Below are 24,337 nucleotides of genomic sequence, written 5' to 3'. Positions count from 1 at the left end.
TTGTTTCAGCAGGCAAAGGTAGCAAAGCATGGGCTGAAAGAAAATTTTAAGGGGTGGCTGTTGCGCGGCAATATCGATTGAACTAAGTTTTTCCGGCAACGTTTCAGTGAGGGAGGAGAACTCATGAATATTCGTTTGATGGCGGCAGCGCTGTGCGCATCCGTCGCCCTGCCGCTTGGTGCGGCACACGCCACCGATCTCGAAGTCACGCATTGGTGGACCTCGGGCGGCGAAGCCGCTGCCGTGGCCGAACTCGCCAAGGCATTCGACGCAACCGGCAACAAGTGGGTTGATGGTGCCATCGCCGGTTCCGGCGGCACGGCGCGTCCGATCATGGTCAGCCGCATCACCGGCGGCGATCCGATGGGTGCCACCCAGTTCAACCATGGCCGTCAGGCAGAAGAACTCGTTCAGGCCGGCCTGATGCGCGACCTGACCGATGTCGCGACCGCCGAGCACTGGAAGGACATCATCCGTCCGGCAAGCCTGCTCGACAGCTGCACGATCGACGGCAAGATCTATTGCGCTCCGGTCAACATCCACTCCTGGCAGTGGCTGTGGCTCTCGAACGCCGCCTTCAAGAAGGCTGGCGTTGACGTGCCGAAGAACTGGGATGAATTCGTCGCGGCCGCTCCCGCGCTTGAAAAGGCCGGCATCGTGCCGCTCGCCGTCGGCGGTCAGCCGTGGCAGGCAGCAGGTGCGTTTGATACGCTGATGGTGGCGATCGCCGGCAAGGACACCTTCAACAAGGTGTTCAAGGACAAGGACGCCGACGTGGCTGCTGGTCCCGAGATCGCCAAGGTCTTCAAGGCTGCGGACGACGCACGCAAGATGTCCAAGGGCAGCAACGTCCAGGATTGGAACCAGGCAACCAATCTGGTCATCACCGGCAAGGCCGGCGGCCAGATCATGGGCGACTGGGCGCAGGGCGAATTCGCTCTCGCCGGCCAGAAGGCCGGTACCGATTACACCTGCCTTCCGGGCCTCGGCGTGAACGAAATCATCTCCACCGGTGGTGATGCCTTCTACTTCCCGCTGCTCAAGGACGAAGCCAAGTCGAAGGCTCAGGACGTTCTCGCCAAGACGCTGCTCGATCCGAAGACGCAGGTCGCCTTCAACCTGAAGAAAGGCTCGCTGCCGGTTCGCGGTGACGTCGATCTCGAGGCTGCCAACGACTGCATGAAAAAGGGTCTCGAGATCCTGAAGAAGGGCAACATCGTCGAAGGCACCGACCAGCTGCTTTCGGCCGACAGCCAGAAGCAGAAGGAAGACCTCTTCTCGGAGTTCTTCGCCAATGCCTCGATGACGCCTGAGGCGGCGCAGAAGCGCTTCGCCGAAATCATCGGCTCCGCCGACTGATCGTCTGCTCGTGCTGCCGTGATCCGGTTTTCCGCCCAGGAACGGGAAGCCGGATTTGCCCTAACCGCCAGTGGCGGCGGGCTCGTGGCAGTGCTTTCCCGATGAGTTCCGGCCGCGGAGGATGCGGTCGGAACCATCCGGGGCAAGAGACGGGAGCGGTGTCCGGCATCGGCCGCTGCTCTCGGTCAAAAAAGCAAGTGCGTGTCAGGAGGAAACACAATGACGGGTCCAGCGAAAGCCGGCCGGCCAAATCAGTTGCTGCGCAATCTGAATTCCAAAATTGCATCCATCCCAATGATCCTTACCGCCCTGGTCATTTTTCTCGGCGGTACGGTCTGGACGGTGTTCTATTCCTTCACCAACTCGAAGCTCCTGCCAAGGATGAGCTTCGTTGGTTTCGACCAATACAAGCGGCTCTGGGCCGCGCCGCGATGGATCGTGTCCATCGAAAACCTCGCCCTTTACGGCATATTTTCCCTGATCTTCAGCCTGGTGATCGGCTTTACGCTGGCCGCGCTGATGGATCAGAAGATCCGGTTCGAGAATGCGTTCCGGACGATCTTTCTCTACCCCTTCGCGCTGTCCTTCATCGTCACCGGCCTCGTATGGCAGTGGGTGCTCAATCCCGAATTCGGCGTGCAGTCGGTGGTGCGTTCGCTCGGCTGGACGAGCTTCACCTTCGATCCGCTCTATACGCCGAGCATCGTGATCTACGGTGTGCTGATCGCCGCACTCTGGCAGGGAACGGGCCTCGTGATGTGCCTGATGCTCGCCGGCCTGCGCGGGATCGACGAAGATATCTGGAAGGCCTCGCGCGTCGACGGCATTCCGATGTGGAAGACCTATCTCTTCATCGTCATCCCGATGATGCGTCCCGTCTTCATCACCACGCTCGTCATCATCGCGTCGGGCATCGTCAAGGTTTACGACCTCGTGGTGGCGCAGACGTCGGGTGGACCCGGCATCTCGTCGGAAGTGCCTGCCAAGTATGTCTACGACTACATGTTCCAGGCGCAGAACCTGGGGCAGGGCTTCGCCGCCTCGACCATGATGCTGATCACGGTCGCGATCATCATCATTCCATGGGCCTATCTGGAATTCGGGGGAGGGCGTAAACGTGCCTGATACCATCGCTCTCAAGACGGCCGAGGTCGCTCTTTCGCCCACCAAGTCCTTCGACGGACCGAACGGCAAGAAGCCGAAGCGGGTGCTCTCGCCGCGCAACATCATGCTCTACGGCACGCTGTTCGTCGCCGCCGCCTACTACCTGCTGCCGCTCTACGTGATGATCGTCACGTCGCTGAAGGGGATGCCCGAAATCCGCATGGGCAACATCTTCTCGCCGCCGATGGAAATCACCTTCGAACCGTGGGTGAAGGCCTGGGCAACGGCCTGCACGGGTCTCAACTGCGACGGTCTCTCGCGCGGTTTCTGGAATTCGGTGCGGATCACCGTGCCATCCGTCATCGTCTCGATCGCGATTGCCTCGGTCAACGGCTACGCGCTCGCCAACTGGCGCTTCAAGGGATCGGAACTGTTCTTCTCGATCCTCGTCATCGGCGCGTTCATTCCCTACCAGGTGATGATCTATCCGATCGTCATCGTGTTGCGTGAAATGGGGATCTACGGGACGCTGACGGGCCTGATCATCGTGCATTCGATCTTCGGCATGCCGATCCTGACGCTGCTCTTCCGCAACTACTTCGCATCGCTGCCGCAGGAGCTGTTCAAGGCCGCCCGCGTCGATGGCGCCGGTTTCTGGCAGATCTTCCTAAAGATCATGGTGCCGATGTCGCTGCCGATCTTCGTCGTTGCCATGATCCTGCAGGTCACCGGCATCTGGAACGACTTCCTGTTCGGCGTCGTCTTCACCCGGCCGGAATACTATCCGATGACCGTGCAGCTCAACAACATCGTCAATTCCGTCCAGGGCGTGAAGGAATACAACGTCAACATGGCCGCAACCATCCTCACGGGTCTGGTGCCGCTCATCGTGTATTTCGTGTCTGGACGTCTGTTCGTCCGCGGTATCGCCGCCGGCGCAGTGAAAGGCTGATCCATGAATTCAAGCGTTTCCATCAAAGACCTTTCGCTGAACTTCGGCGCCGTCAGCGTGCTCAAGGACCTGAACCTCGAGATCAACGACGGCGAGTTCCTGGTGCTGCTCGGCTCGTCCGGCTGCGGCAAGTCGACCCTGCTCAACTGCATCGCCGGCCTGCTCGACATCAGTGAGGGACAGATCCACATCAAGGGCCGGAACGTGACCTGGGAAGAGCCCAAGGACCGCGGCATCGGCATGGTGTTCCAGTCCTACGCGCTCTATCCGCAGATGACGGTGGAGAAGAACCTCTCCTTCGGCCTGCAGGTCGCCAAGATCCCGCAATCCGATATCGACAAGCGCGTGGCCCGCGCTTCGGAAATCCTGCAGATCCAGCCGCTCCTGAAGCGCAAGCCGGCGGAGCTTTCCGGTGGTCAGCGCCAGCGCGTGGCGATCGGCCGTGCGCTGGTGCGCGATGTCGACGTGTTCCTGTTCGACGAACCGCTCTCCAACCTCGACGCCAAGCTGCGTTCGGAACTGCGCGTCGAGATCAAGCGGCTGCACCAGTCGCTGAAGAACACGATGATCTACGTCACGCACGACCAGATCGAGGCGCTGACGCTCGCCGATCGCATCGCGATCATGAAGAACGGCGAGATCCAGCAGCTTGCCGATCCGACGACGATCTACAACAAGCCGAAGAGCTTGTTCGTCGCCGGCTTCATCGGCTCGCCGTCGATGAACTTCCTGCGCGGCGAGATCGCCAAGCGGGGCGACGCTACCGTGTTCACCGCCAATGGTGTCGATTTCAACGTCGATGCCTATGAGGCGAGCGGACCGCTGCAGGCGGGCCGGAAGGTGACGCTCGGCGTGCGGCCGGAGCATATCAAGGTCAACGAGAACCTCGGTGCCGAAGTTCATGACGCGACCGTCGATATCGAGGAGCCAATGGGCGCCGACAACCTGCTCTGGCTGAAGCATGCCGGACACACCATGTCGGTGCGCATCAACGGTGCCCGCCGCTTCAGCCCGGGTTCACAGGTCAAGCTCGGCTTCGACATGTCGCTGGCGTCGATCTTCGACGCCGAGACGGAACTGCGCCTTTAGACGACTACGCTGCGGGCGGGGCCGTCCCAAGCGGTTCCGCCCGTTCTTCCAATACCACATTCGGTCGCAGCCCGGTGACGGGTTCTCCCAAGAGCGGCCTGATCGGACAGTGCTATGACATCCTTGCCCACCAACGGGTTCAACCTCGACCTCTCAGGCTCGTGGAAGCTCACCTCCACGGATGGTGAAATCACCGCGCCGATCACGCTTCCCGGCGACGTGCATTCGGCGCTCCATGCCGCCAAGCTTATCCCCGATCCCTATTTCGGCCGCAACGAAGAGGTCGTGCAGTGGGTGGCGCATCGCGACTGGTCGATCGAACGCAGCTTCACGGTGTCGGAGCCGGACGGCGACTGGTATCTCGATATCGACTATCTCGACACGGTGGCCGCCGTCTTCATCAACGGCTCGCCGGCGGTCGTCGCCGACAACAGCTTCCGCCGCTATCGCCCGGATGTCAGCAGCCATCTGAAGTCCGGCGAGAACGTCATCCGCATCGTGCTGCATTCCAGCATCGCGGCGGGTGCCGATCGCCAGGATAAGCAGCCCTTCTACATTCCCTATTCGACCGGCAATTCGCCGATCCCCAACGGCAACATGCTGCGCAAGCCGCAGTGCCATTTCGGCTGGGACTGGAACATCGCGATCGCGCCGCTCGGGCTTTACGGCACGATCGCGCTGCGCCGCCTCGACACCGCCCGCATCGAGCATGTGACGACGCAGCAGGTGCATAATCTCGACGGCTCGGTCGATCTCAAGGTCTCCGCAACGCTGTTCTCCAAGAACCCCGGCATCGTTCCCGTGCATTTCTCGCTCGATGGCGAACGGGTGCGCCTCGATGTCGGCGTCAGCGCCGGCGAGACGGTCGTCAACCATGTGTTCGAGATCGCCAAGCCGCGCCTCTGGTGGCCGGCAGGGAGCGGCGAGCAGGCGCTTTATGCGCTGACCGTCGATCTGCCATCCGATGCGGTCACCAAGCAGATCGGTCTTCGCACGGTCGAGCTCATCACTACGCCAGACGCTGCCGGCGCCCGTTTCGCGCTGAAGGTCAACGGTCGCGAAATCTTCTGCCGCGGCGCCAACTGGATCCCGGCCGACGCACTGTTTTCGCTGTCCTCGCCCGAGAAGACCGAGGACCTGTTGCAGTCGGCCAAATCCGCCAACATGAACATGATTCGCGTCTGGGGCGGCGGGTTCTACGAGCATGATCATTTCTACGATCTCTGCGACCGTCTCGGCCTCATGGTCTGGCAGGACTTCATGTTCGCCTGCAATCTCTATCCCTCGACCGAGGACTTCCTCGACAATGTCGCGCTTGAAGTCGACTACCAGGTCCGTCGCCTGAACTCGCATCCGTCGATCGCGCTCTGGTGCGGCGACAACGAACTGGTGGGCGCGCTCACTTGGTTCGAGGAATCGCGCAAGGATCGTGACCGCTATCTCGTCTCCTACGACCGCCTCAACCGGGTGATCGAGCAGGCGATGAAGAAGGCGGCACCGGATGCGATCTGGTGGCCGTCGAGCCCGGCTTCCGGCTATCTCGATTTCGGCGATGCCTGGCATGCCGATGGCTCCGGCGACATGCACTACTGGTCGGTCTGGCACGAGAACAAGTCGTTCGACAATTACCGTTCCGTTCGCCCGCGCTTCTGCTCGGAATTCGGCTTCCAGTCCTACACCTCGCTGCCGGTTATCAAGACCTATGCCGAGGCCAAGGACATGAACGTCGCGTCTCCGGTCATGGAGCTGCACCAGAAGAACGCCGGCGGCAACGAGCGCATTGCCGGCACGATGTTCCGCTATTTCCGTTTCCCGAAGGATTTCCCGAACTTCGTCTATCTCAGCCAGATCCAGCAGGGTCTCGCGATCAAGACGGCGGTGGAATACTGGCGGTCGCTGAAGCCGCATTGCATGGGTACGATCTACTGGCAGCTCAACGACACATGGCCGGTGGCCTCGTGGTCGAGCCTAGATTACGGCGGCCGCTGGAAGGCGATGCACTATCTGGTCAAGCGCTTCTTCCAGCCGGTCGCGGTCGCCGCCATCCCATCCGACGACGGCAAGCAGATCCGCTTCTCGCTGGTCAACGACACGCTCGATGACGTCAGCGTCGACCTGTCGATCTCCGTCATCGACATGAAGGGCGAGCGCAAGCACCTCAAGGATGTGCAGGCGGTCTGCACGCCCGACGCGGCGGTGACGGCTGCCAGCATCGATGTGTCCGATATCCCCTCGGGCACGCTGCTTGCCTGGCGCTTCACGGCGTCGAACGGCATGGGCGGCGAGGGGCACTACGTTGATGGCACCTACAAGGCGCTGGAGCTAGAGCCCGCGGGCCTGATGGTCACGCACGAATATGTCGAGGAAGACGGCTCCGTCTGCCTCAACGTCACCGCGAAGGGACTTGCGCTCTTCGTGATGATCGAAACCGAGATCGACGGCAAATATTCCGACAATGCCTTCGATCTGGCGGCGGGCGAGACGCGCCGCATCACCTTCACCCCGGCCACGCCGCTCGCTGATGGCGCCTTGCCGGACTTCCGCTTCTACGACCTGCAATCCTGTCAGTCCGTGGATTGATCCTGATGAATTGAATGGGCACGAGGCCCGAGGAGGATATTATGACGAAACTGAGTTTCCAGCTTTATAGCGCCCGCAACTTCCAGCCCTATTCGGCGATCTTCGAAAAGCTCGGCAAGGCCGGCTATCAGGAAGTCGAAGGCTTCGGCGGCATCTATGCCGATCTCGACGATGCCGGCCTCAAGGGCCTGCGCGCCGAACTCGACAAGAACGGCCTCACGATGGCGAGCGGCCACTTCAGCCCCGATTTCCTCGATGGCGAAGTGCAGAAGTCTTTGAATATCGCCAAGATCCTCGGCATGGATTCCATCTATGCGCCGCATCTGGCTGCCGATGAGCGCCCGACCGATGGTGCCGGTTGGCTGGCATTCGGCAAGCGCCTGCAGGAAATGAGCAAGCCCTACAAGGACGCGGGCTACGAGTTCGGCTGGCACAATCACGACTTCGAATTCGTCAAGCTCTCAGACGGCTCGCTGCCGATCGAGCGCATCTTCGAAGGCGCGCCCGACATTTCCTGGGAAGCGGATATCGCCTGGGTCGTTCGCGGCGGTGCCGATCCCTTCGCATGGATCGAGAAGCTGGGCTCGCGCATCACCTCGGCGCACGTCAAGGACATCGCGCCAGCTGGCGAGAACAAGAACGAAGACGGCTGGGCCGATGTCGGCCACGGCACGCTTGATTGGCCGAAGCTCGTCGCGGCGCTGAAGGGCACCAAGACCAAGCACTACGTCGTCGAGCATGACAATCCCGCCGATATCGATCGCCTGATCACCCGCTCGATCGCATCCTTCAAGACCTACTGAGGACCATCATGACCAAGGAACTTGGCGTCGGCATCATCGGATGCGGCAACATCTCCACCACCTATTTTTCGCTGGCCCCGCTGTTCAAGGGCCTCAAGGTCGTCGCCTGCGCCGACCTCAACATGCAGGCTGCCGAAGCCCGTGCCGCCGAGTATGGCGTCAAGGCGCAGACGATCGAGGACCTGCTCACCAATGACGAGGTCGACGTCGTCGTCAACCTCACCATCCCGGACGCGCACTTCCCCGTGTCGAAGGCGATCCTGCTCTCCGGCAAGCACGTCTATTCGGAAAAGCCGCTGGTTCTCACCCTCGAGCAGGGTGAGGAGCTGCGCCGCATCGCCAAGGAGAAGAACCTCTCCGTCGGTTGCGCGCCCGACACCTTCCTCGGCGGCGCGCATCAGCTTGCCCGCAAGTATATCGACGAGGGCGGCATCGGTCGCGTCACCTCGGGCGCGTGCTATGTCATGAGCCCCGGCATGGAGATGTGGCATCCGAACCCGGACTTCTTCTTCCTGCCCGGCGGCGGCCCGATCCTCGATCTCGGCCCTTACTACATCGCCAACCTGATCAACCTCATCGGTCCGGTGAAGCGCGTCGGCGCGATGACCTCGATGGCGTCGCCGACCCGCACGATCACTAGCGAGCCCCGCAACGGCGAGACGATCCCGGTGAAGACGCCGACGACGATCCAGGCGATCCTGGAATTCGTCAACGGCGCGACGGTGACGCTGACCGCGAGCTGGGATGTATGGTCTCACCGCCATGCCAACATGGAGCTCTACGGCACCGATGGTTCGCTCTACCTGCCGGATCCGAACTTCTTCGGCGGCGTGGTCGAGGCAAGCGGCCGCGACAAGGACATCAAGCCGCTTGATGGCTGGGAGCATCCCTTCGGCATTTCCAACCAGGAGAGCCCGCAGGGACCGCGCGCCAACTATCGTACGGCCGGTCTCGCCGACATGGCGATGGCGATCATTGAGGGGCGCGATGCGCGCTGCTCGCTCGATCGCACGCTGCATGGCGTCGACGTGATGACCTCGATCCTGAAGTCGGGCGAGGAAGGCCGCTTCATCGAGCTGACGACCACCTGCACGCAGCCGGCCGCACTCGGCATCGAAGAGGCCCAGGCTCTTCTGAAGTGATTGGCACTACTGAAGTGACGGGCACTCTTGAAGTACGTGCCTAAAGGTCTATGGTCCGGCGCGGGCGAGGAGCCCGCGCCGTTTCTACATGAGGGATGAGGATTATGAGCTGGCAACCGGCTTCCGACCGCTATTCGAAGATGAAGTACAACCGCACGGGCCGTTCCGGCCTGAAGCTGCCGGCCGTTTCGCTCGGCCTCTGGCACAATTTCGGCGGCGACACGCCGCATGACCGCAAGATCGACATGTGCCGCACGGCGTTCGAATCCGGCATCACCCATTTCGATCTCGCCAACAATTACGGCCCGCCTCCCGGCAGCGCCGAGACCGCCTTCGGCGAGATCATGCGCACCGAATTTTCCGGCCTGCGCGACGAGCTGATCATTTCGTCCAAGGCCGGCTACGACATGTGGCCAGGTCCCTATGGCGAGTGGGGCAGCCGCAAGTACCTGATCGCCTCCTGCGACCAGAGCCTGAAGCGCATGGGTCTCGACTATGTCGATATCTTCTATTCGCATCGCTTCGATCCGGATACGCCGCTGGAAGAGACCTGCGGCGCGCTCGACCACATCGTGCGCTCCGGCCGCGCGCTCTATGTCGGCATCTCGTCCTACAATTCGCAGCGCACCCGTGAAGCCGCCGCCATCCTTAAGGATCTCGGCACGCCGTGCCTCATCCACCAGCCGAGCTATTCCATGCTCAACCGCTGGGTCGAGGACGACAAGCTGCTCGATACGCTCGACGAGGTCGGCATGGGCTCGATCGTGTTCTCGCCGCTGGCGCAGGGCATGCTGACCACGAAGTATCTCGGCGGCATCCCTCAGGACAGCCGCGCGGCGCAGAACCACTTCCTGAAGAAGGACTTCATCCGCCCGCAGATCATCGACAATATCCGCAAGCTCAACGAGATCGCGGAACGTCGTGGCCAGACGCTGGCGCAGATGGCGATCGCCTGGGTGCTGCGCGGCGACCGGGTGACCTCGGCGCTGATCGGCGCCAGCCGCTCGTCGCAGATCGTCGACTGCGTCAAGGCGCTCGACAATCTGCAGTTCACGGCCGAGGAGCTGAAGGAGATCGATGGTTACGCCCGCGAGGCGGACATCAATCTCTGGGCGAAGTCTGCGGAACGCGATTAAACAGAAGCGCCCGGAACGATCTTCCGGGCGTTTTTCATATATGATGTGATGTACGTGCCGCAAAAATGCACGCCTGTGGGAGGAGACGTCACCATGATCCGCAATCCAATCCTGCCGGGTTTCAATCCGGACCCGTCGATCTGCCGTGTCGGCGAGGATTACTATATCGCGACCTCGACCTTCGAGTGGTATCCTGGTGTGCAGATCCATCACTCGCGTGATCTGGTGAACTGGACGCTGGTGCGGCGGCCGCTGGAGCGGGCGTCGCAGCTCGACATGCGCGGCAACCCTGATAGTTGCGGCATCTGGGCGCCCTGTCTTTCCTATGCCGACGGGCTTTTCTGGCTTGTCTATACCGACGTCAAGCGCTTCGACGGCAACTTCAAGGATGCGCATAATTACATCGTGACCTCGTCGACGATCGAGGGCGAATGGTCGGAGCCCGTCTACGTGAACTCTTCCGGCTTCGACCCGTCGCTGTTCCACGACGATGACGGCCGCAAGTGGTTCCTCAACATGCAGTGGAACCACCGCGCCGAGAGCTTTGGCGGCGCGCCGAAGTCTCCGGCCTTCGACGGTATCCTCATGCAGGAGTGGGATGCTGAAACGAAATCGCTGAAGGGGCCGATCAGTAACATCTTCGCCGGCAGCTCGCTCGGGCTGGTCGAAGGGCCGCATCTCTTCAAGCGCAACGGCTATTATTATCTGACTACCGCAGAAGGTGGCACGGGTTACGATCATGCGGTGACCATGGCGCGGTCGCGTGACATCGCCGGCCCATATGAGATGCACCCTAACAAGCACCTCATCACCTCGAAGGATCACCCGGAGGCCGTTCTGCAGCGGGCAGGGCATGGGCAGTATGTCGAAACGCCCGACGGTCAGGTCTATCATACGCATCTCTGCGGCCGGCCGATGCCGCCGAAGCGGCGTTGCACGCTCGGGCGCGAGACCAGCCTGCAGAAATGCGTCTGGAAGGATGACGGCTGGCTCTATCTCGAAAATGGCACCACGGTCCCCGACGTCACCGTACCGGGACTTGGTGGTGCCGTGCAGGCCGAAAAGCCTATGCGCAGCGAACACAGCTTCGATGGCGGTACGCTTCCAGCGGACTTCCAGTGGCTGCGCACGCCGAAGCCGGAGCGGATATTCAACCTCACGGAGCGGCCCGGCCATCTCAGGCTGATCGCTCGTGAGAGCATCGGCTCATGGTTCGAGCAGGCGCTGGTGGCGCGGCGGCAGGAGCATCACAGCTTCAGGGCCGAGACGGTCGTCGAGTTCGATCCGGATACCTATCAGCAGGTGGCCGGGCTGACGCACTATTACAACAGGCACAAGTTCCACGCGGTCGCGGTGACGCTGCACGAGAAGCTTGGGCGCTGCGTGACGATCCTCTCCTGCGACGGCGACTATCCGAACGGGCGCCTGAGCTTTCCCGCCGGCAGTGGCGAGGCGCTTCCCGCCGGCGGCCGTGTCCAGCTTTCCATGGAAATCCGCGACAACGACCTGCAGTTTTTCTGGCAGACCGGGGGCATGGGCGCGTGGCGGGCGATCGGTCCGGTGCTCGACGCCGGCGTGGTTTCGGACGAAGGCGGGCGGGGTGAGCATGGCTCGTTTACCGGCGCATTCGCCGGCGTCTTTGCCTTCGATACGTCGGGCCGCGCGAAGACGGCCGATTTCGACTGGTTCAATTACGACGAGCTGTAAAAGAGAACACGCATGACTGAGACCGTCATAGAGCCGATCGCGGAACGGCATATTGAGAGCTTCCATCAGGCCCTCGACACTGTCGCACGTGAGCGGCGTTACCTAACCTTTCTCGAAGCGCCGCCGCTTGAGAGTACGCGTGATTTCGTCCGAGATATGATCGCCAATGGGCACTCGCAGTTCGTGGCGGTGTCGGATGGGTCGGTTATCGGCTGGTGTGATATTCGGCGTCATTCGCAGCCGGTTCACGCGCATGGCGGCTCGCTCGGGATGGGTCTTGTCCCAGCGTTTCGCGGCCAGGGGCTTGGGGAGCGGTTGATCCGTTTGACGGTCGACGATGCGCTGGCAAAAGGCTTGCTCCGCATTGAGCTTAGCGTCCATGCCGACAATGTTCGCGCCATTCGCCTGTATGAGCGTGTCGGCTTCGTACGGGAGGGAGTTGGGCGCCACGCTGTGTGCATCGACGGACGATTTCTTGACGTCATCCAAATGGCTCTCGTGCAAATTTAAACATTAGAATATTGTAATAAGGCATTGTGCGAATTACGAAAATTTAATCTAACTTTCAGTTTCGGTTCATCATTTCGGGGCTAGGTATGGGGCGTGTTCAACACGAGGAAACCCCGATGAAAAAGATGTTTGCCGTTCTTCTCTCCGCTTCTTTCCTGGCCGCGCCGCTGGTTGCTGCCACCGAAGCAAGCGCCCAGGAACATCATCGCCGCCCCGTTCACGTCGAGCGTGAAGTGCATGTCACAAAGTACAAGTGGAGCCGCGGACATCGCATGAGCCCTGCCGAGCGCCGCAACATGCGCGAAGTGCGCGATTATCGCCGCTACCGCCTGGCGCCTCCGCCGCGCGGCTATCGCTGGGTGCAGGTCAACAACGACTACCTGATGATCAACATTGCCAGCAATGTGATCTCCAACATCATCACCGGCCGCTGATCGGCCGATGTGACTTGTGCGGAAGGGGCGGCTTCGGCCGCCCTTTCTCATGTCTGTCTTTCGGGCGTATTGAGCGCCAGCCGGGCCGCCAATTTGCTGAGAACGCCGGTGCCAGACTTACGCTCTTCGGCATCGGTCGGCGCTGCCAGCCCTTCGATTGGCGGCAGCGGGTCGCATTCCTCGCAGACGCATTGATACCTTCTGATCGCTTGCGCCTTCATGCGGCCTGATCTCCCCAGCGGGCGAAGGGGTCGGGCATGTCGCGCCATTTGTCCGGCGTGAAGTGCTCGGCGCTGACAAGACATGCGTCGAGACGCGCGCGGATCCAGGCTTCGTCCATCGGGTCGGCGCCGATGAAGACGATTTCCTGGCGGCGGTCGCCCCAGACGGGGTGCAGATAGGGGCCGATCGCCGTCATGAAACGCGGGTCGTCCGGCCAACGCTCGCGAGGTACCGCCGACCACCATGTGCCCATGCGGCTGGTGCGCAGGATGGCGCCGGCCTGGCTGACTTCGCCAACATGATGCGGCCGGGTCGCCAGCCAGAAGAAGCCCTTGGCGCGGACCACGCCCGGCCAAGCGGTGTCGAAGAAGCGCTGCAGCTTGGCCGGATCGAACGGGCGCTTCTCGCGGTAGACGAAGGAGCGGATGCCGTATTCCTCGGTTTCCGGCACATGGTCGTTGAAGCCATGCATCTCCTTGTACCAGAGCGGATGGGTCTCGGCCTTGTCTATGTCGAAGAGGCCGGTGCCGAGCACCTCCTGCGGTCGAACGTTGCCGAAATCGGCCTCGATCAGCCGAGCATCCGGGTTCAGGCCGATGACGATGTGGCGGGCGGCCTGCAGCTGCTCTCTGGTGGCGGTGCCGACCTTATTGAGGATGACGACGTCGGCGAATTCGATCTGTTCGACCAGCAAGTCAATCACAGTGCGGTTGTCGCCATCGCCCGCCGTCTCGCCGCGATCACCGAGGAAATCGGTGGAGGCGTAATCGGCGAGCAGGCCGGCGGCGTCGACGACGGTGACCATGGTGTCGAGCTCGGCGATATCGGACAGACTCATGCCGTCCTCGTCGCGGAACTCGAAGGTAGTGGCAACGGGCAGGGGCTCGGCGATACCCGTGGATTCGATCAGCAAGTAGTCGAAGCGGTTCTGCTCGGCGAGCTGGCGAACCTCCTTCAGGAGGTCGTCGCGCAGCGTGCAGCAGATGCAGCCATTGGTCATCTCGACCAAAGCCTCATCGGTGCGCGACAGGTTGGCGCCGCCATCGCGCACCAGCGCCGCATCGATGTTGACCTCGCTCATGTCGTTGACGATCACGGCGACACGCAGGCCATCGCGGTTCGCCAGTATGTGGTTCAGAAGCGTCGTCTTGCCGGCGCCGAGGAAGCCGGAGAGGACGGTGACCGGCAGTTTCCTGTTCATTGCGATCTCCAGTTAATGTTATAATATTACATTGGTCGACCTGAAAAAGGCGGACTGTGTGCCCGCCTTTTTCGATATGCGGTGGGGACGGCCTCAGCTTTCGCGCGACAGGCAGTCCTTGAGATTGTTGGCGATCCCGCGCATCAGCTTGAAATAGAGGTCCGGGCCGGCATCGAGCGTTGCGGCTTCAGGATCGAGCACGCCGGCCTTGGCCTTGGTGCCCTCGAGCACGACATCGACCAGACGCGGCTGGAACTGCGGTTCGGCGAAGACGCAGGTTGCGCCGAGGTCCGACACCTTCTTGTGGATCTCAGCGATCCGCTCGGCGCCGGGGATGGTTTCCGGGCTGACGGTAATGGAGCCCGCGACCCGCACCTTGTACCGATTTTCGAAATACTGGTAAGCGTCGTGGAAGACGATGAAGGGTTTGTCCTTGACCGGTGACACGATGCCGGAGATTTCCTTGTCGAGCGCGTCGAGCTTTGTATTCAGCGCCTCGGCATTGGCCTGGTAGGCAAGGGCGTTGGCGGGGTCGGCGGCAACTAGCGTCGTGGTGATCTCGGCGGCCATGGCCTTGGCGTTTTCGGGGTCGAGCCAGAGGTGGGTGTCGAAGGCGCCGTGGCCGTGGTCATGGTCGTCATGTGCCTCGGCGGTGTGATCGTGATCGTGACCGGCCGCTTCCTTGGCGTGATCGTGGCCTGCCTCGTGCGCATCGCCATCATGGTCGCCATCGTCATGCGCTTCGAAGGCGCCGCCCTCGCGGAACTTTAGCTTGGTGAGGCCCGGCGCCTTGTCGAGTTCGGCGACGCTGGCATCCTCCCCTAGCGCTTCCAGCGGCTTTTCCAGGAAGGCTTCCATGCCCGGGCCGACCCAGAAGACCACCTTGGCATCCTGCAGCGCCTTGGCGTTGGAGGGCTTCATCGAATAGGTGTGCGGAGAGGCTGCACCGTCGACGATGAGTTCCGGCGTGCCGACGCCCTGCATGATGGCGGAGACCAGCGAATGCACCGGCTTGATCGAGGTGACGACGACGGGCGCATCGGCACCATGGGCCGTGCCGGCGAGGAGGAGGGCCGGGAGTGCGAGGCCTTGTAGCGCCAGGGAAAGGCCGGTCGCGAGTTTCATGTGCATGCTCCGCTTGAATTGCATAGGTAATGTTATTACATCAATTGCGTTATGCTATAACGTGTGCGATAGCAGGGCGCAACAGCACTTTCGGAAAAATGATGCCATTACCCGCAAATTCCGAGGCGAGGCCGCTCGTCTCGCTTTCCAATGTCGGTGTCCGCAGAAACGGCCGCTGGCTGGTTCGCGGCGTCGATTTTTCCGTCTCGCGCGGCGAGATCGTCACGCTGATCGGCCCTAACGGCTCGGGCAAGTCGACGACGGTGAAGACGGCGATCGGGGTGATGAAGGCCGACGAGGGCAAGGTGACGCGCGCCTCCGGCCTGAAGGTCGGCTATGTTCCGCAGAAGCTCGCCATCGACTGGACGCTGCCGCTGACGGTGCGCCGGCTTATGACGCTGACGGGGCCGCTTTCCGCCACCGACATGAGCGAGGCGCTCGATGCAGTCGGTCTTTCGCACATGATCAATGCCGAGGTGCAGCATCTCTCCGGCGGCGAATTCCAGCGGGCGCTGATGGCGCGCGCCATTGCCCGCAAGCCTGATCTGCTCGTGCTCGACGAGCCGGTGCAGGGCGTCGATTTTTCCGGCGAGATCGCGATCTACGAGCTGATCAAGACCATCCGCAACACGACGGGATGCGGCATCCTGCTGATTTCGCACGACCTGCATGTGGTGATGGCGGCGACCGATACCGTCATCTGCCTCAACGGCCATGTCTGCTGCCGGGGCACGCCGCAGGCGGTGACGCAGAGTGCGGAATATGTGCGCCTGTTCGGCAGCCGCGCGGCGCAGTCGCTTGCCGTCTATAGTCACGATCACGATCATACGCATCTCCCCGATGGCCGCGTTCTGCATGCGGATGGCTCGGTGACGGACCATTGCCACCCTGACGATGGCCACCACCATGGCCATGATCACGCCGGCCACGATCATGCGCCCCATGATCATTCCGGGCACTCTCATGATCATGCTCATCATGACCACGGGCATGCTGGCCATGACCACGGGCATGCGCATCATGGCCACGCCCATCATCATACGGCCGATGACGGGCACGGGCACAAGCATCCGGCGGGAGAGCGCCATGTTTGACGATTTCTTCGTCCGCGCCATCATCGCAGGCGTCGGACTCGCGCTGACCACGGGGCCGCTCGGCTGCTTCATCATCTGGCGGCGCATGGCCTATTTCGGCGATACGATCTCGCATTCCGCACTGCTCGGCGTCGCGCTGTCGCTGCTCATGCAGTTCAACCTGACGCTCTCGGTCTTCGTCGTCGCGGCCGCCGTCTCGATCCTGCTGCTCTTGCTGCAGAAGCGGCAGGCTCTCTCGGCCGATGCGCTGCTCGGTATTCTCTCGCATGCGACGCTGGCGATCGGGCTTGTCATGGTCGCCTTCATGACGTGGGTGCGCATCGACCTCATCGCCTTCCTGTTCGGCGATATTCTCGCGGTCTCCAAGGCTGATATCGCCTTCATCTGGGGCGGCGGCATTCTGGTGCTTGGCGCGATCGCCTGGCTGTGGCGGCCGCTGCTTGCCTCGACCGTCAATCCCGAACTGGCCGAGGCCGAAGGGCTAAAGCCGGAGCGGGCGCGGCTGTTCTTCATGCTGTTGATGGCCGTCGTCATCGCGATTGCCATGAAGATCGTTGGCATCATGCTGATCACCTCGCTGCTGATCATCCCCGCCGCCGCTGCCCGTCGTTTCTCGTCGACGCCGGAGATCATGGCGGTGCTCGCCTCGCTGATCGGTGCCGTCGCCGTGGTCGGTGGACTGTTCGGCTCGCTCACCTACGACACGCCGTCGGGCCCGTCGATCGTGGTCGCGGCTCTCATTCTCTTCATTCTCAGCCTGCTGCCCAAATTCGGGCGGGGTCAGGCCGCCACGGAAGGACAAGGCTCATGAGCGCACCCGCACTGACCAAGAACCAGGCGCTTGTCTTCGACGTTCTCGAAAAGGCGGACGGCCCGCTCAGCGCCTATACGATCCTCGACAAGCTGCGCGACCACGGCTTTCGCGCGCCGCTGCAGGTCTATAGGGCGCTTGAGAAGCTGCTCGAATATGGCGTCGTGCACCGGCTGGAGAGTATCAACTCCTTCGTCGCCTGCGCCCACCCCGGTGAGAACTGCCACAGCCACGGCATCGTCGCCTTCGCCATTTGCGAGAGCTGCGGTCAGGTGATGGAGTTCCACGACCACGAGGTCGACCATCGCCTGATGGACTGGACCAAGTCCAAGAAGTTCAAGGCCGAGAAGACGACGATCGAGATCCGCGGGCTTTGCGAGGCTTGCGCGGCGTAGCGCTTGGCGTGGACGAGGAGGGAGGCAGGCCGTTTATCTCCTCATGGAGCTCAAAGTGAAGGCGCATAAGGCGTTCGACCTCGCTGGCGTTTCGTTCTTCGATCAACAGTTCGCCCAGCTGATATCGAGCGCATCGGGTGCTTTGGGCGGCGATCCAGGCGCGAAGCAGCAAGTACGCGTACCTCATCATCGCGGCGGTCAACAAGCCAAGCGGCCCATATGGAAGTAGCGCATTCACTATCTCTGCAAACATAGCCGCATCCTGCACGATGAACAGTTGTCGACCTGTATGCTTGCTACTCAGATATGACGCAAAGCACAGGTGTCGGAGGACATCGTCAGGTGCTTCAAAGTGCGTTCAGTGTGAAATGCGATAAAAAAGTCTGCTGGCGCTGGGACGCAACGGATGCTGGCTGATTCTTATATTCTCTCCTGATGTTTGAGATGGGTTAAGTGCGGGATTAGGTCGCTTCTCCTGATCAATCCAGCCGCTTCAAATCGCGCGCGAAACGCTGCCAGTTCCCGACGTACTTTTCCGCCGAGCGCCTGAGGCTTTCGATCGCTTTGTCGTCGAGGGTGCGGATGGCGCGGGCGGGGGAGCCGACGATCAGGGAGTTGTCGGGGAATTCCTTGCCTTCCGTCACCAGCGCATTGGCGCCGACGAGGCAGTTGTTGCCGATCTTCGCCCCATTCAGCACCGTGGCGCCCATGCCAACAAGCGAATTGTTTCCGATTGAGCAGCCATGGACAATCGCATGATGACCGATGGTGCAGCCTTCGCCGATCGTGAGGGGATAACCGGGATCGGTATGCAGCATGGCGCCTTCCTGGATATTCGTCGCCGCGCCGACCGTGATCGGCTCGTTGTCGCCGCGCAGCACCGCGCCGAACCAGACGCCTACACCACTGCCGAGCGTGACTTTGCCGATCACATGCGCATCGGGCGCGATCCAGTATGTGCCTGACGGTGGCAGATCCGGTTCGTGGCCTGAGAGCGCATAGATCGGCATGGGCATTCCTCCTTAGGCGACGTTGATCGACAGCTTTGCAATGCCGTCGATGCCGCAATCGATATGGTCGCCGCGCTTGACGGCACCGACGCCCGCCGGTGTGCCGGTCATGATCACGTCGCCGGGGGCGAGTTCGAACAGCTTCGAGAGTTCGGAGATGATTTCAGGCACCTTCCAGATCATCTGGTTGAGATCGCCATCCTGCACGCGCTTGCCGTTGAGATCGAGCCACACGCGGCCGGCATCGGGATGGCCGAGCTTTGCGGCGGGTACGATCGAAGAGACGGGTGCGGAGTGTTCGAAGGCTTTCGCCAGCTCCCACGGGCGGCCGAGCTTCTTGGCTTCGGCCTGCAGGTCGCGGCGTGTGAAATCGATGCCGACGGCATAGCCGTAGACGCAGTCGAGCGCGTTTTCGAGAGCGATATCCCTGCCGCCCGATTTCAGCGCCAGTACGCATTCGACCTCGAAATGCACGTCGTTCGACAGCGGTGGGTAGGGGAAATCCTTGCTGTCAGCGAGCAGATTGTCGGCGTTCTTCTGGAAGAAGAAGGGCGGCTCGCGGCTCGGATCATGGCCCATCTCGATGGCGTGGTCGGCATAGTTGCGGCCGACGCAATAGACGCGACGGACCGGAAAGCGATCGGTGGTGCCTTCGACGGGGAGGAGGACAGGCGCGGGAAGGGGAATGACGGTGCCTGCGGCCGGGGCGGAAGAGGAGGTGGACATGGGACGGGGATGCTCTTGCTGTTTCCTTGAGTCCGATCATCTTAGCCGCAAAAGCGAAGCTGGGGGAAGCGTGGAAGGCGGTCTTGCGGTACGCCTGTTCCGGCATTGCTGCCCTGCATGGGGAAACTGGCGTTTTCGCGCGCTTTGCGCTATGAGCGCGGCATGACATCATCGCATTTCTATAAACAGGCGCTCAAAACAAAGCGGCCGGTCTTTGCCGTCGCACCTATGATCGACTGGACGGATCGTCACTGCCGTTACTTCCACCGGCAGATCAGCCGCAACGCGCTGCTCTACACGGAAATGGTCGTCGCCGACGCGATCATCCATGGGCCGCGCGAGCGGTTGCTGTCCTTCGACGCCGCCGAGCATCCGGTGGCGCTGCAGCTTGGCGGGTCCGATCCGGAGAAGCTGGTGAAGGCGGTGGAGATCGCGGCGCCCTATGGCTACGACGAGATCAACCTCAATGTCGGCTGCCCGTCGGACCGGGTGCAATCCGGCACCTTCGGAGCCTGCCTGATGCTGACGCCTGAGGTCGTGGCGGATTGCATCCGGGCGATGAAGAAGGTGTCCTCGGTGCCGGTTACCGTGAAGTGCCGGATCGGGGTGGATGAGCAGGAGCCGGAGAAGGCCTTGCCTGATCTTCTCGACCGGGTGCTCGATGCCGGCGCCGACGCGATCTGGATCCATGCGCGCAAGGCCTGGCTGAAGGGCTTGTCGCCGAAGGAAAACCGTGAGATCCCGCCGCTCGATTACGACATCGTCTACCGCACCAAGCAGGCGCGGCCGGATGTGTTCATCGGCATCAATGGCGGCATTCAGACGCTGGATCAGGCCGAAGAGCATCTGCGGCATGTCGATGGCGTGATGTTGGGGCGGGCGGCCTATCAGAATGCCGGCGTGCTTGCCGATGTCGATCATCGCTTCTTCGGGGCGGAGGCGCAGGCCTTCGACTGGGAGCTTCTGCGCGACCGGATGATGGATTACGCGGCGCGGCATATCGCCGATGGCGGGCGGCTGCAGCAGGTGGCGCGGCATATGGTGGGGCTGTTCACCGGCCTGCCGGGCGCGCGGCGCTATCGGCAGATATTGTCGACCGACGCGGTGAAGGCCGGGGCCGGGCCGGAGGTGATTGCGGCGGCTTTCGCGGCGGTGGATTTTTCGGGTGTGGTGGAGGATGCGGTCAGCGCTTGAGGGGGTAGGCACAAGGTCTCCACGACACACCAAAACCCCACGCCGCCCGAAAGCCCGTGTCTCCACCATGCAATCTTCACTCGGACGGGGCGCTGGAAATCACCTCGATTGAGTAAGTAAGATATGGCGCTTCCCAGCGCCCCGTTCGGCGGTTTTTATCCGCGACTTCGATCTCTCTGCCTTCTCGCCCAACTTCGCGGCGAGACCATGTGTGCCTCACAGGCACGTCCGGGCTCAACTCAGGCACCATCTCGCGATGGAACCCGCCGTCACCGGAGGGAGATCATTTTCCGCGGACCCGGATCGTAAGGTTTTGCGTCTCACCCTCACGCTTCGCGCCGATCCCGCCTCGCCGGCACGCCTGCCGGTGTATCCGATGACGGGACATGTGCATCTTAGAGCGCTGTCTATCGAGCGGGGAAAATTGTGATGGTGATTTTTCATGAAGCGCTGATGTGCAACCAACATCATGCCGACAGAGCGGCGGCCACGCCGCCGCCCTTGACCGACACCCCCCTACAAACTCCGACAAAACGCCAACGACGGCATGAAGAAATACTCCCCGCCCTTCATCGTCACCGCCTGGGGTGTCGCGGTCGTGGTCGCGGTGGTCGTGCCGCCCCATTCGACCGGACAGTGGATGTCGGGGCGCGGGTTGGGGCTTTGGCCGATCACGAGGTCGAGGCCCGGGGCGCCGGCGCCCGGGGGGACGCGGGGGAAGCCGGGGTTGTTGGCCCAGGTCGATTGCGCGAACTCGAACTGCTCGGCGATGTCGGCGTTGAAGGCCATGAACAGCAGGCCGACATCCTTGCTCGGTTTGTTTTCGATACGGCCGTCATTGGGCTGGTCGGTGCGCACGCCATAGGTCTGGCCGCGCCGCGCCATGATGTGCAGGCGTTCGCCGTCGACGGGCTCGAAGCCGCCGGAGCCGCGCGGGTTGACCTTGCGGATATGGGCGAAGAACGGACACTTGGCGCCGTTGGGATCGCTGTCATAGTCGAAGTCGTTGGGCACCGGGTGGTGGTTGCCGTCTGCGAACTGGGTGGTGAGCGGCGTGCCGTCCTCGAAGCGGCCGACCAGCATGGCGCCCGCCCGTTCGGCATCGTCGCCCTTCAGATGCAGCCGTTTGGCCAGGGCTTTTTCCTGCTTCTTGAACTGCTTGACGTTCTGCTCGAGCTTGCGGAACACGAAGTAGCTGCCGAAGTGCTTGGCTGGATCGGGGGCGGCGGTATCGGGCACGATCACGCGGTTCAGCGCGAAGGCGGGGTCCCAGTTGGTGGCGCCGTCGGCCGTCAGGCGTTCGTCGTCGATATCCTCGGTCAGGAACAGCGGCTGGCTGCGGCCGTCGACATAGCCGAAGTGCTCGATGCCGTCGCCATTGCTGTTGTGCAGGCCGTGGCCCTTTTCCTCGCCGAGAATATGGACGCCGTGGCATGCCTGGATCAGGTGACGCACCGCCGTCAGCGCCTTGTTGCGTGGGCCGGACATCTGGTCGCCGACGAGGATGACAGCGTGGATGGCGTCGCGGAAATGCGGTTCCCAGCTCGCGGGCGCCGGGTCGTTCAGGCCGGCGTTCTTCATGCCGGAGCGGAACGAGGCATCCGGCGGGATTTTCGGAGCGGGGATTTGCAGCGCCGTGTAGCCATCGCCGGTGAGGCCGACGCTGACATAGGGCGTGCCCTTGGTGCCCGTCGCCTTGAAAGCCTTGACCTCCTGCAGGTGGGTCTTCGCCGATTTCAAGAGTGGCGTACCTGTCGACGGCTGCGACAGCGCCTTTAGAAGCGCGCGGCCGCCGGCGGGGTCGGAGAACTTCAGGAACAGGATGGTCAGGAATTCGCGGGTGTGGGCCTTGACGATATTCGGTTGAAGTTCGTCGAGCATCACGGCGGCGTCTCCCGCAGCGCTCTCCCATGAAAGCGGTTGGGTCAGATCGAAAGGCATGGCTCCTCCTCCTCGGGGCTGGTCGGCCTAGGATGTCTTCATGCGCATAGCTGGAACTGCTCAGACCGACGGTTGATCTGCTATTGTCTTGCTCAGGTCTAAAATCATCGATTTTTCGCAAGCGGTATCATCGCCGCCAGAGACTGGCGGGCGCATTGCCGGTATGGATGCAATCTATCTGTGCTTGCTTTTTATGGTTGCATATGCAACCTGACATTTATATCTCACATTTTGCTAATAATCGCAATAGCTATTTAGAAGCAGGTACTTGGCCGGAATTTTTGCGCCAGAATGAAACGCTCGCCCTTTGGTGGTCGCTTAGCAAGAGGTTGCGTGTGGCGGCGACAAGACCATCCATAGGCGCGGTGCGATCACGACAAACGTGATGGAACAAGGGCAGCGTTGCTGACGTTTCGAAAGCGCTGCCTGTCACAGCTCCACCCCGCCCATATCAGGGCGCCCCCTCTCTTCGACGGCATCCGGATTTGCCCCGCTTCGCCGCCGCTTTCGGACGGAGGATCCGTTATGTCCGCATTGGAAAGCCTGCGCCGGCTGACGCCGCAGCAGCGCAATACCGTTATCGCCAGCTATCTCGGCTGGACGCTCGATGCCTTCGATTTCTTCATACTCGTCTTCGTTCTCAAATATATCGCAGCAGAATTCAAAACCGACGTTCCCGCCGTCTCGGTGGCGATCCTGCTGACGCTCGCCATGCGGCCGGTCGGCGCGCTGCTGTTCGGTCTGGCGTCCGACAAATACGGGCGGCGGATCACGCTGATGGTCAACGTGCTGCTCTATTCGATATTCGAATTCCTCACCGGCTTCTCCACCGGGCTCACCATGTTCATCGTGCTGCGTGCGCTTTATGGCATCGCCATGGGCGGCGAGTGGGGTGTCGGTGCGTCGCTGGTGATGGAGACCGTGCCGGAAGAGAGCCGCGGCATCGTCTCCGGCATTCTGCAGGCCGGCTATCCATCGGGTTATCTCCTGGCGTCGATCGTGTTCTTCCTGCTCTTTCCCATCATCGGCTGGCGCGGCATGTTCTTCGTCGGCGCCGCACCGGCGCTTCTGGTGCTCTATATCCGCCGCAGCGTCGAGGAGAGCCCGGCCTTCCTGAAGCAGCAGGAGCGGGGACGTCGGCCGTTCCTGACGGTGCTCAGGGAGAACATTCCGCTGTTCATCTGGTCGGTGTTGCTGATGACCGCGTTCAATTTCTTCAGCCACGGCACGCAGGATCTCTATCCGACCTTCCTCGAGACGCAGCGCAACTACGACAGCTACACCACGGGTGCGATCGCCATCGTCTACAATATCGGCGCGATCTGCGGCGGGCTGTTCTTCGGGGCGCTGTCGCAGCGGATCGGTCGCAAGAAGGCGATCGTCATCGCGGCGCTGATCGCGGTGCCGGTGGCACCGCTGTGGGTTTATGCGCCGGGTCCGGTGCTGCTTGCGATCGGCGCCTTCCTGATGCAGTTCTTCGTGCAGGGTGCCTGGGGCATCGTGCCCGTGCATCTCAACGAGCTTTCGCCGGATGAGGTCCGCAGCACCTTTCCAGGTTTCGCCTACCAGCTCGGTAATCTGCTGGCGTCGGGCAATGCCACGATCCAGTCCGGCCTGGCGGCTCACTGGAATGGCGACTACGCCTATGCGCTTTTGATCGTCGCCGGCATCGTGGCGGTTGTCGTGGCCGTGCTGGCGGCGTTCGGCTACGAGAAAAAAGATGTGCGCTTCGGCTCGGAGGATGCCGGAGAGCCGCACCGCGCCCTGCGCGCGTGAGCGGCAAGGGGCGGCCTCTGACAATC

General features: G+C 62.0%; 23 protein-coding genes. 17 read left to right on the top strand and 6 right to left on the bottom strand.

The window, feature by feature from the left end; genetic code table 11:
• Positions 1-123: 123 nt before the first annotated feature.
• From QTL96_RS02860 to QTL96_RS02810, 11 genes are all read left to right on the top strand, one after another.
• A complete protein-coding gene (locus QTL96_RS02860; RefSeq protein WP_112941712.1) occupies positions 124-1,359 on the top strand; it encodes an ABC transporter substrate-binding protein in 1,236 nt (411 codons plus the stop codon).
• A gap of 219 nt (positions 1,360-1,578) precedes the next feature.
• The gene (locus tag QTL96_RS02855) at positions 1,579-2,484 is read left to right on the top strand and encodes a sugar ABC transporter permease (RefSeq protein ID WP_018900637.1); all 906 of its coding nucleotides are present in this window, start codon (positions 1,579-1,581) and stop codon (positions 2,482-2,484) included.
• Between the two features lie 4 nt (positions 2,485-2,488).
• Positions 2,489-3,415, top strand: coding sequence for a carbohydrate ABC transporter permease (locus tag QTL96_RS02850; protein WP_289727159.1), 927 nt, complete (start codon positions 2,489-2,491; stop codon positions 3,413-3,415).
• A gap of 3 nt (positions 3,416-3,418) precedes the next feature.
• Positions 3,419-4,504 carry an ABC transporter ATP-binding protein gene (locus tag QTL96_RS02845; protein WP_112941710.1) on the top strand — a complete coding sequence of 362 codons (1,086 nt, stop codon included), beginning with the start codon at positions 3,419-3,421 and terminating at the stop codon, positions 4,502-4,504.
• A gap of 114 nt (positions 4,505-4,618) precedes the next feature.
• Complete coding sequence (locus tag QTL96_RS02840; RefSeq protein ID WP_289726600.1) at positions 4,619-7,084, top strand: glycoside hydrolase family 2 protein; 2,466 nt, start codon at positions 4,619-4,621, stop codon at positions 7,082-7,084.
• Between the two features lie 41 nt (positions 7,085-7,125).
• Positions 7,126-7,887: a sugar phosphate isomerase/epimerase gene (locus QTL96_RS02835; protein ID WP_289726599.1), complete on the top strand. Its 762-nt coding sequence runs from the start codon at positions 7,126-7,128 to the stop codon at positions 7,885-7,887.
• An 8-nt stretch (positions 7,888-7,895) separates the two neighbouring features.
• On the top strand, positions 7,896-9,029 hold the full coding sequence (locus tag QTL96_RS02830; protein ID WP_289726598.1) for a Gfo/Idh/MocA family oxidoreductase: 1,134 nt from the start codon (positions 7,896-7,898) through the stop codon (positions 9,027-9,029).
• A gap of 104 nt (positions 9,030-9,133) precedes the next feature.
• Positions 9,134-10,165 carry an L-glyceraldehyde 3-phosphate reductase gene (gene mgrA / locus QTL96_RS02825; protein WP_289726597.1) on the top strand — a complete coding sequence of 344 codons (1,032 nt, stop codon included), beginning with the start codon at positions 9,134-9,136 and terminating at the stop codon, positions 10,163-10,165.
• Positions 10,166-10,258: 93 nt separating this feature from the next.
• On the top strand, positions 10,259-11,872 hold the full coding sequence (locus tag QTL96_RS02820) for a glycoside hydrolase family 43 protein (RefSeq protein ID WP_289726596.1): 1,614 nt from the start codon (positions 10,259-10,261) through the stop codon (positions 11,870-11,872).
• 12 nt (positions 11,873-11,884) lie between these two features.
• Complete coding sequence (locus tag QTL96_RS02815) at positions 11,885-12,382, top strand: GNAT family protein (RefSeq protein ID WP_289726595.1); 498 nt, start codon at positions 11,885-11,887, stop codon at positions 12,380-12,382.
• A 116-nt stretch (positions 12,383-12,498) separates the two neighbouring features.
• Positions 12,499-12,816, top strand: a complete 318-nt coding sequence (locus QTL96_RS02810; RefSeq protein ID WP_113199889.1) for an RcnB family protein — start codon at positions 12,499-12,501, stop codon at positions 12,814-12,816.
• A 47-nt stretch (positions 12,817-12,863) separates the two neighbouring features.
• Here QTL96_RS02810 and QTL96_RS02805 read toward each other — a convergent pair whose 3' ends face one another.
• The 3 genes from QTL96_RS02805 to znuA all read right to left on the bottom strand — a co-directional run bounded on the left by QTL96_RS02805 (position 12,864) and on the right by znuA (position 15,364).
• Positions 12,864-13,037, bottom strand: coding sequence for a hypothetical protein (locus QTL96_RS02805; protein WP_289726594.1), 174 nt, complete (start codon positions 13,035-13,037; stop codon positions 12,864-12,866).
• Positions 13,034-14,239 carry a GTP-binding protein gene (locus QTL96_RS02800; protein WP_289726593.1) on the bottom strand — a complete coding sequence of 402 codons (1,206 nt, stop codon included), beginning with the start codon at positions 14,237-14,239 and terminating at the stop codon, positions 13,034-13,036. Before QTL96_RS02800 ends, QTL96_RS02805 begins: the two co-directional genes overlap by 4 nt.
• A gap of 93 nt (positions 14,240-14,332) precedes the next feature.
• The gene (gene znuA, locus QTL96_RS02795) at positions 14,333-15,364 is read right to left on the bottom strand and encodes a zinc ABC transporter substrate-binding protein ZnuA (RefSeq protein ID WP_289726592.1); all 1,032 of its coding nucleotides are present in this window, start codon (positions 15,362-15,364) and stop codon (positions 14,333-14,335) included.
• Between the two features lie 101 nt (positions 15,365-15,465).
• Here znuA and QTL96_RS02790 point away from each other — a divergent pair, with 101 nt between their 5' ends.
• The 4 genes from QTL96_RS02790 to QTL96_RS02775 are packed head-to-tail and all read left to right on the top strand — an operon-like array spanning position 15,466 to position 17,893.
• Positions 15,466-16,458, top strand: a complete 993-nt coding sequence (locus tag QTL96_RS02790) for a metal ABC transporter ATP-binding protein (protein WP_289726591.1) — start codon at positions 15,466-15,468, stop codon at positions 16,456-16,458.
• On the top strand, positions 16,451-17,269 hold the full coding sequence (locus tag QTL96_RS02785; protein WP_018900624.1) for an iron chelate uptake ABC transporter family permease subunit: 819 nt from the start codon (positions 16,451-16,453) through the stop codon (positions 17,267-17,269). The genes QTL96_RS02790 and QTL96_RS02785 overlap by 8 nt, the downstream gene beginning before the upstream one ends.
• Complete coding sequence (locus tag QTL96_RS02780) at positions 17,266-17,664, top strand: Fur family transcriptional regulator (protein ID WP_018900623.1); 399 nt, start codon at positions 17,266-17,268, stop codon at positions 17,662-17,664. The genes QTL96_RS02785 and QTL96_RS02780 overlap by 4 nt, the downstream gene beginning before the upstream one ends.
• Positions 17,665-17,719: 55 nt before the next feature.
• Positions 17,720-17,893: a hypothetical protein gene (locus tag QTL96_RS02775; protein ID WP_289726590.1), complete on the top strand. Its 174-nt coding sequence runs from the start codon at positions 17,720-17,722 to the stop codon at positions 17,891-17,893.
• Between the two features lie 250 nt (positions 17,894-18,143).
• Here the strand turns inward: QTL96_RS02775 and QTL96_RS02770 are convergent, their stop codons facing one another.
• Positions 18,144-18,674, bottom strand: coding sequence for a gamma carbonic anhydrase family protein (locus QTL96_RS02770; RefSeq protein WP_289726589.1), 531 nt, complete (start codon positions 18,672-18,674; stop codon positions 18,144-18,146).
• A gap of 12 nt (positions 18,675-18,686) precedes the next feature.
• Positions 18,687-19,400, bottom strand: a complete 714-nt coding sequence (locus QTL96_RS02765) for a fumarylacetoacetate hydrolase family protein (protein WP_289726588.1) — start codon at positions 19,398-19,400, stop codon at positions 18,687-18,689.
• A gap of 162 nt (positions 19,401-19,562) precedes the next feature.
• Between QTL96_RS02765 and dusA the strand changes: the two genes are divergently transcribed.
• Entirely contained in the window at positions 19,563-20,594 is a 1,032-nt protein-coding gene (dusA, locus tag QTL96_RS02760) for a tRNA dihydrouridine(20/20a) synthase DusA (RefSeq protein ID WP_289726587.1), read from the top strand.
• Between the two features lie 516 nt (positions 20,595-21,110).
• Here the strand turns inward: dusA and QTL96_RS02755 are convergent.
• Entirely contained in the window at positions 21,111-22,535 is a 1,425-nt protein-coding gene (locus QTL96_RS02755) for a hypothetical protein (RefSeq protein WP_289726586.1), read from the bottom strand.
• 525 nt (positions 22,536-23,060) lie between these two features.
• On the opposite strand from QTL96_RS02755, the gene QTL96_RS02750 reads away from it, so the two are divergent.
• Positions 23,061-24,311 carry an MFS transporter gene (locus QTL96_RS02750; protein ID WP_047512348.1) on the top strand — a complete coding sequence of 417 codons (1,251 nt, stop codon included), beginning with the start codon at positions 23,061-23,063 and terminating at the stop codon, positions 24,309-24,311.
• The last annotated feature ends 26 nt before the right edge of the window (positions 24,312-24,337 follow it).

Source organism: Rhizobium sp. S163, assembly GCF_030380805.1.
Lineage (GTDB): Bacteria > Pseudomonadota > Alphaproteobacteria > Rhizobiales > Rhizobiaceae > Rhizobium.
This window is presented reverse-complemented; position numbering and strand designations above follow the sequence as displayed.

Bases quoted from the DNA above. Each gene is read 5' to 3' on its own strand.
- QTL96_RS02840 (WP_289726600.1), top strand. From the start codon at position 4,619: ATGACATCCTTGCCCACCAACGGGTTCAACCTCGACCTCTCAGGCTCG.
- QTL96_RS02750 (WP_047512348.1), top strand. From the start codon at position 23,061: ATGTCCGCATTGGAAAGCCTGCGCCGGCTGACGCCGCAGCAGCGCAAT.
- znuA (WP_289726592.1), bottom strand. From the start codon at position 15,364: ATGAAACTCGCGACCGGCCTTTCCCTGGCGCTACAAGGCCTCGCACTC.
- QTL96_RS02845 (WP_112941710.1), top strand. From the start codon at position 3,419: ATGAATTCAAGCGTTTCCATCAAAGACCTTTCGCTGAACTTCGGCGCC.
- QTL96_RS02785 (WP_018900624.1), top strand. From the start codon at position 16,451: ATGTTTGACGATTTCTTCGTCCGCGCCATCATCGCAGGCGTCGGACTC.
- QTL96_RS02835 (WP_289726599.1), top strand. From the start codon at position 7,126: ATGACGAAACTGAGTTTCCAGCTTTATAGCGCCCGCAACTTCCAGCCC.
- dusA (WP_289726587.1), top strand. From the start codon at position 19,563: ATGACATCATCGCATTTCTATAAACAGGCGCTCAAAACAAAGCGGCCG.
- QTL96_RS02820 (WP_289726596.1), top strand. From the start codon at position 10,259: ATGATCCGCAATCCAATCCTGCCGGGTTTCAATCCGGACCCGTCGATC.
- QTL96_RS02810 (WP_113199889.1), top strand. From the start codon at position 12,499: ATGAAAAAGATGTTTGCCGTTCTTCTCTCCGCTTCTTTCCTGGCCGCG.
- QTL96_RS02860 (WP_112941712.1), top strand. From the start codon at position 124: ATGAATATTCGTTTGATGGCGGCAGCGCTGTGCGCATCCGTCGCCCTG.
- QTL96_RS02805 (WP_289726594.1), bottom strand. From the start codon at position 13,037: ATGAAGGCGCAAGCGATCAGAAGGTATCAATGCGTCTGCGAGGAATGC.
- QTL96_RS02800 (WP_289726593.1), bottom strand. From the start codon at position 14,239: ATGAACAGGAAACTGCCGGTCACCGTCCTCTCCGGCTTCCTCGGCGCC.
- QTL96_RS02790 (WP_289726591.1), top strand. From the start codon at position 15,466: ATGCCATTACCCGCAAATTCCGAGGCGAGGCCGCTCGTCTCGCTTTCC.
- QTL96_RS02765 (WP_289726588.1), bottom strand. From the start codon at position 19,400: ATGTCCACCTCCTCTTCCGCCCCGGCCGCAGGCACCGTCATTCCCCTT.
- QTL96_RS02830 (WP_289726598.1), top strand. From the start codon at position 7,896: ATGACCAAGGAACTTGGCGTCGGCATCATCGGATGCGGCAACATCTCC.
- mgrA (WP_289726597.1), top strand. From the start codon at position 9,134: ATGAGCTGGCAACCGGCTTCCGACCGCTATTCGAAGATGAAGTACAAC.
- QTL96_RS02855 (WP_018900637.1), top strand. From the start codon at position 1,579: ATGACGGGTCCAGCGAAAGCCGGCCGGCCAAATCAGTTGCTGCGCAAT.
- QTL96_RS02780 (WP_018900623.1), top strand. From the start codon at position 17,266: ATGAGCGCACCCGCACTGACCAAGAACCAGGCGCTTGTCTTCGACGTT.
- QTL96_RS02815 (WP_289726595.1), top strand. From the start codon at position 11,885: ATGACTGAGACCGTCATAGAGCCGATCGCGGAACGGCATATTGAGAGC.
- QTL96_RS02755 (WP_289726586.1), bottom strand. From the start codon at position 22,535: ATGCCTTTCGATCTGACCCAACCGCTTTCATGGGAGAGCGCTGCGGGA.
- QTL96_RS02770 (WP_289726589.1), bottom strand. From the start codon at position 18,674: ATGCCGATCTATGCGCTCTCAGGCCACGAACCGGATCTGCCACCGTCA.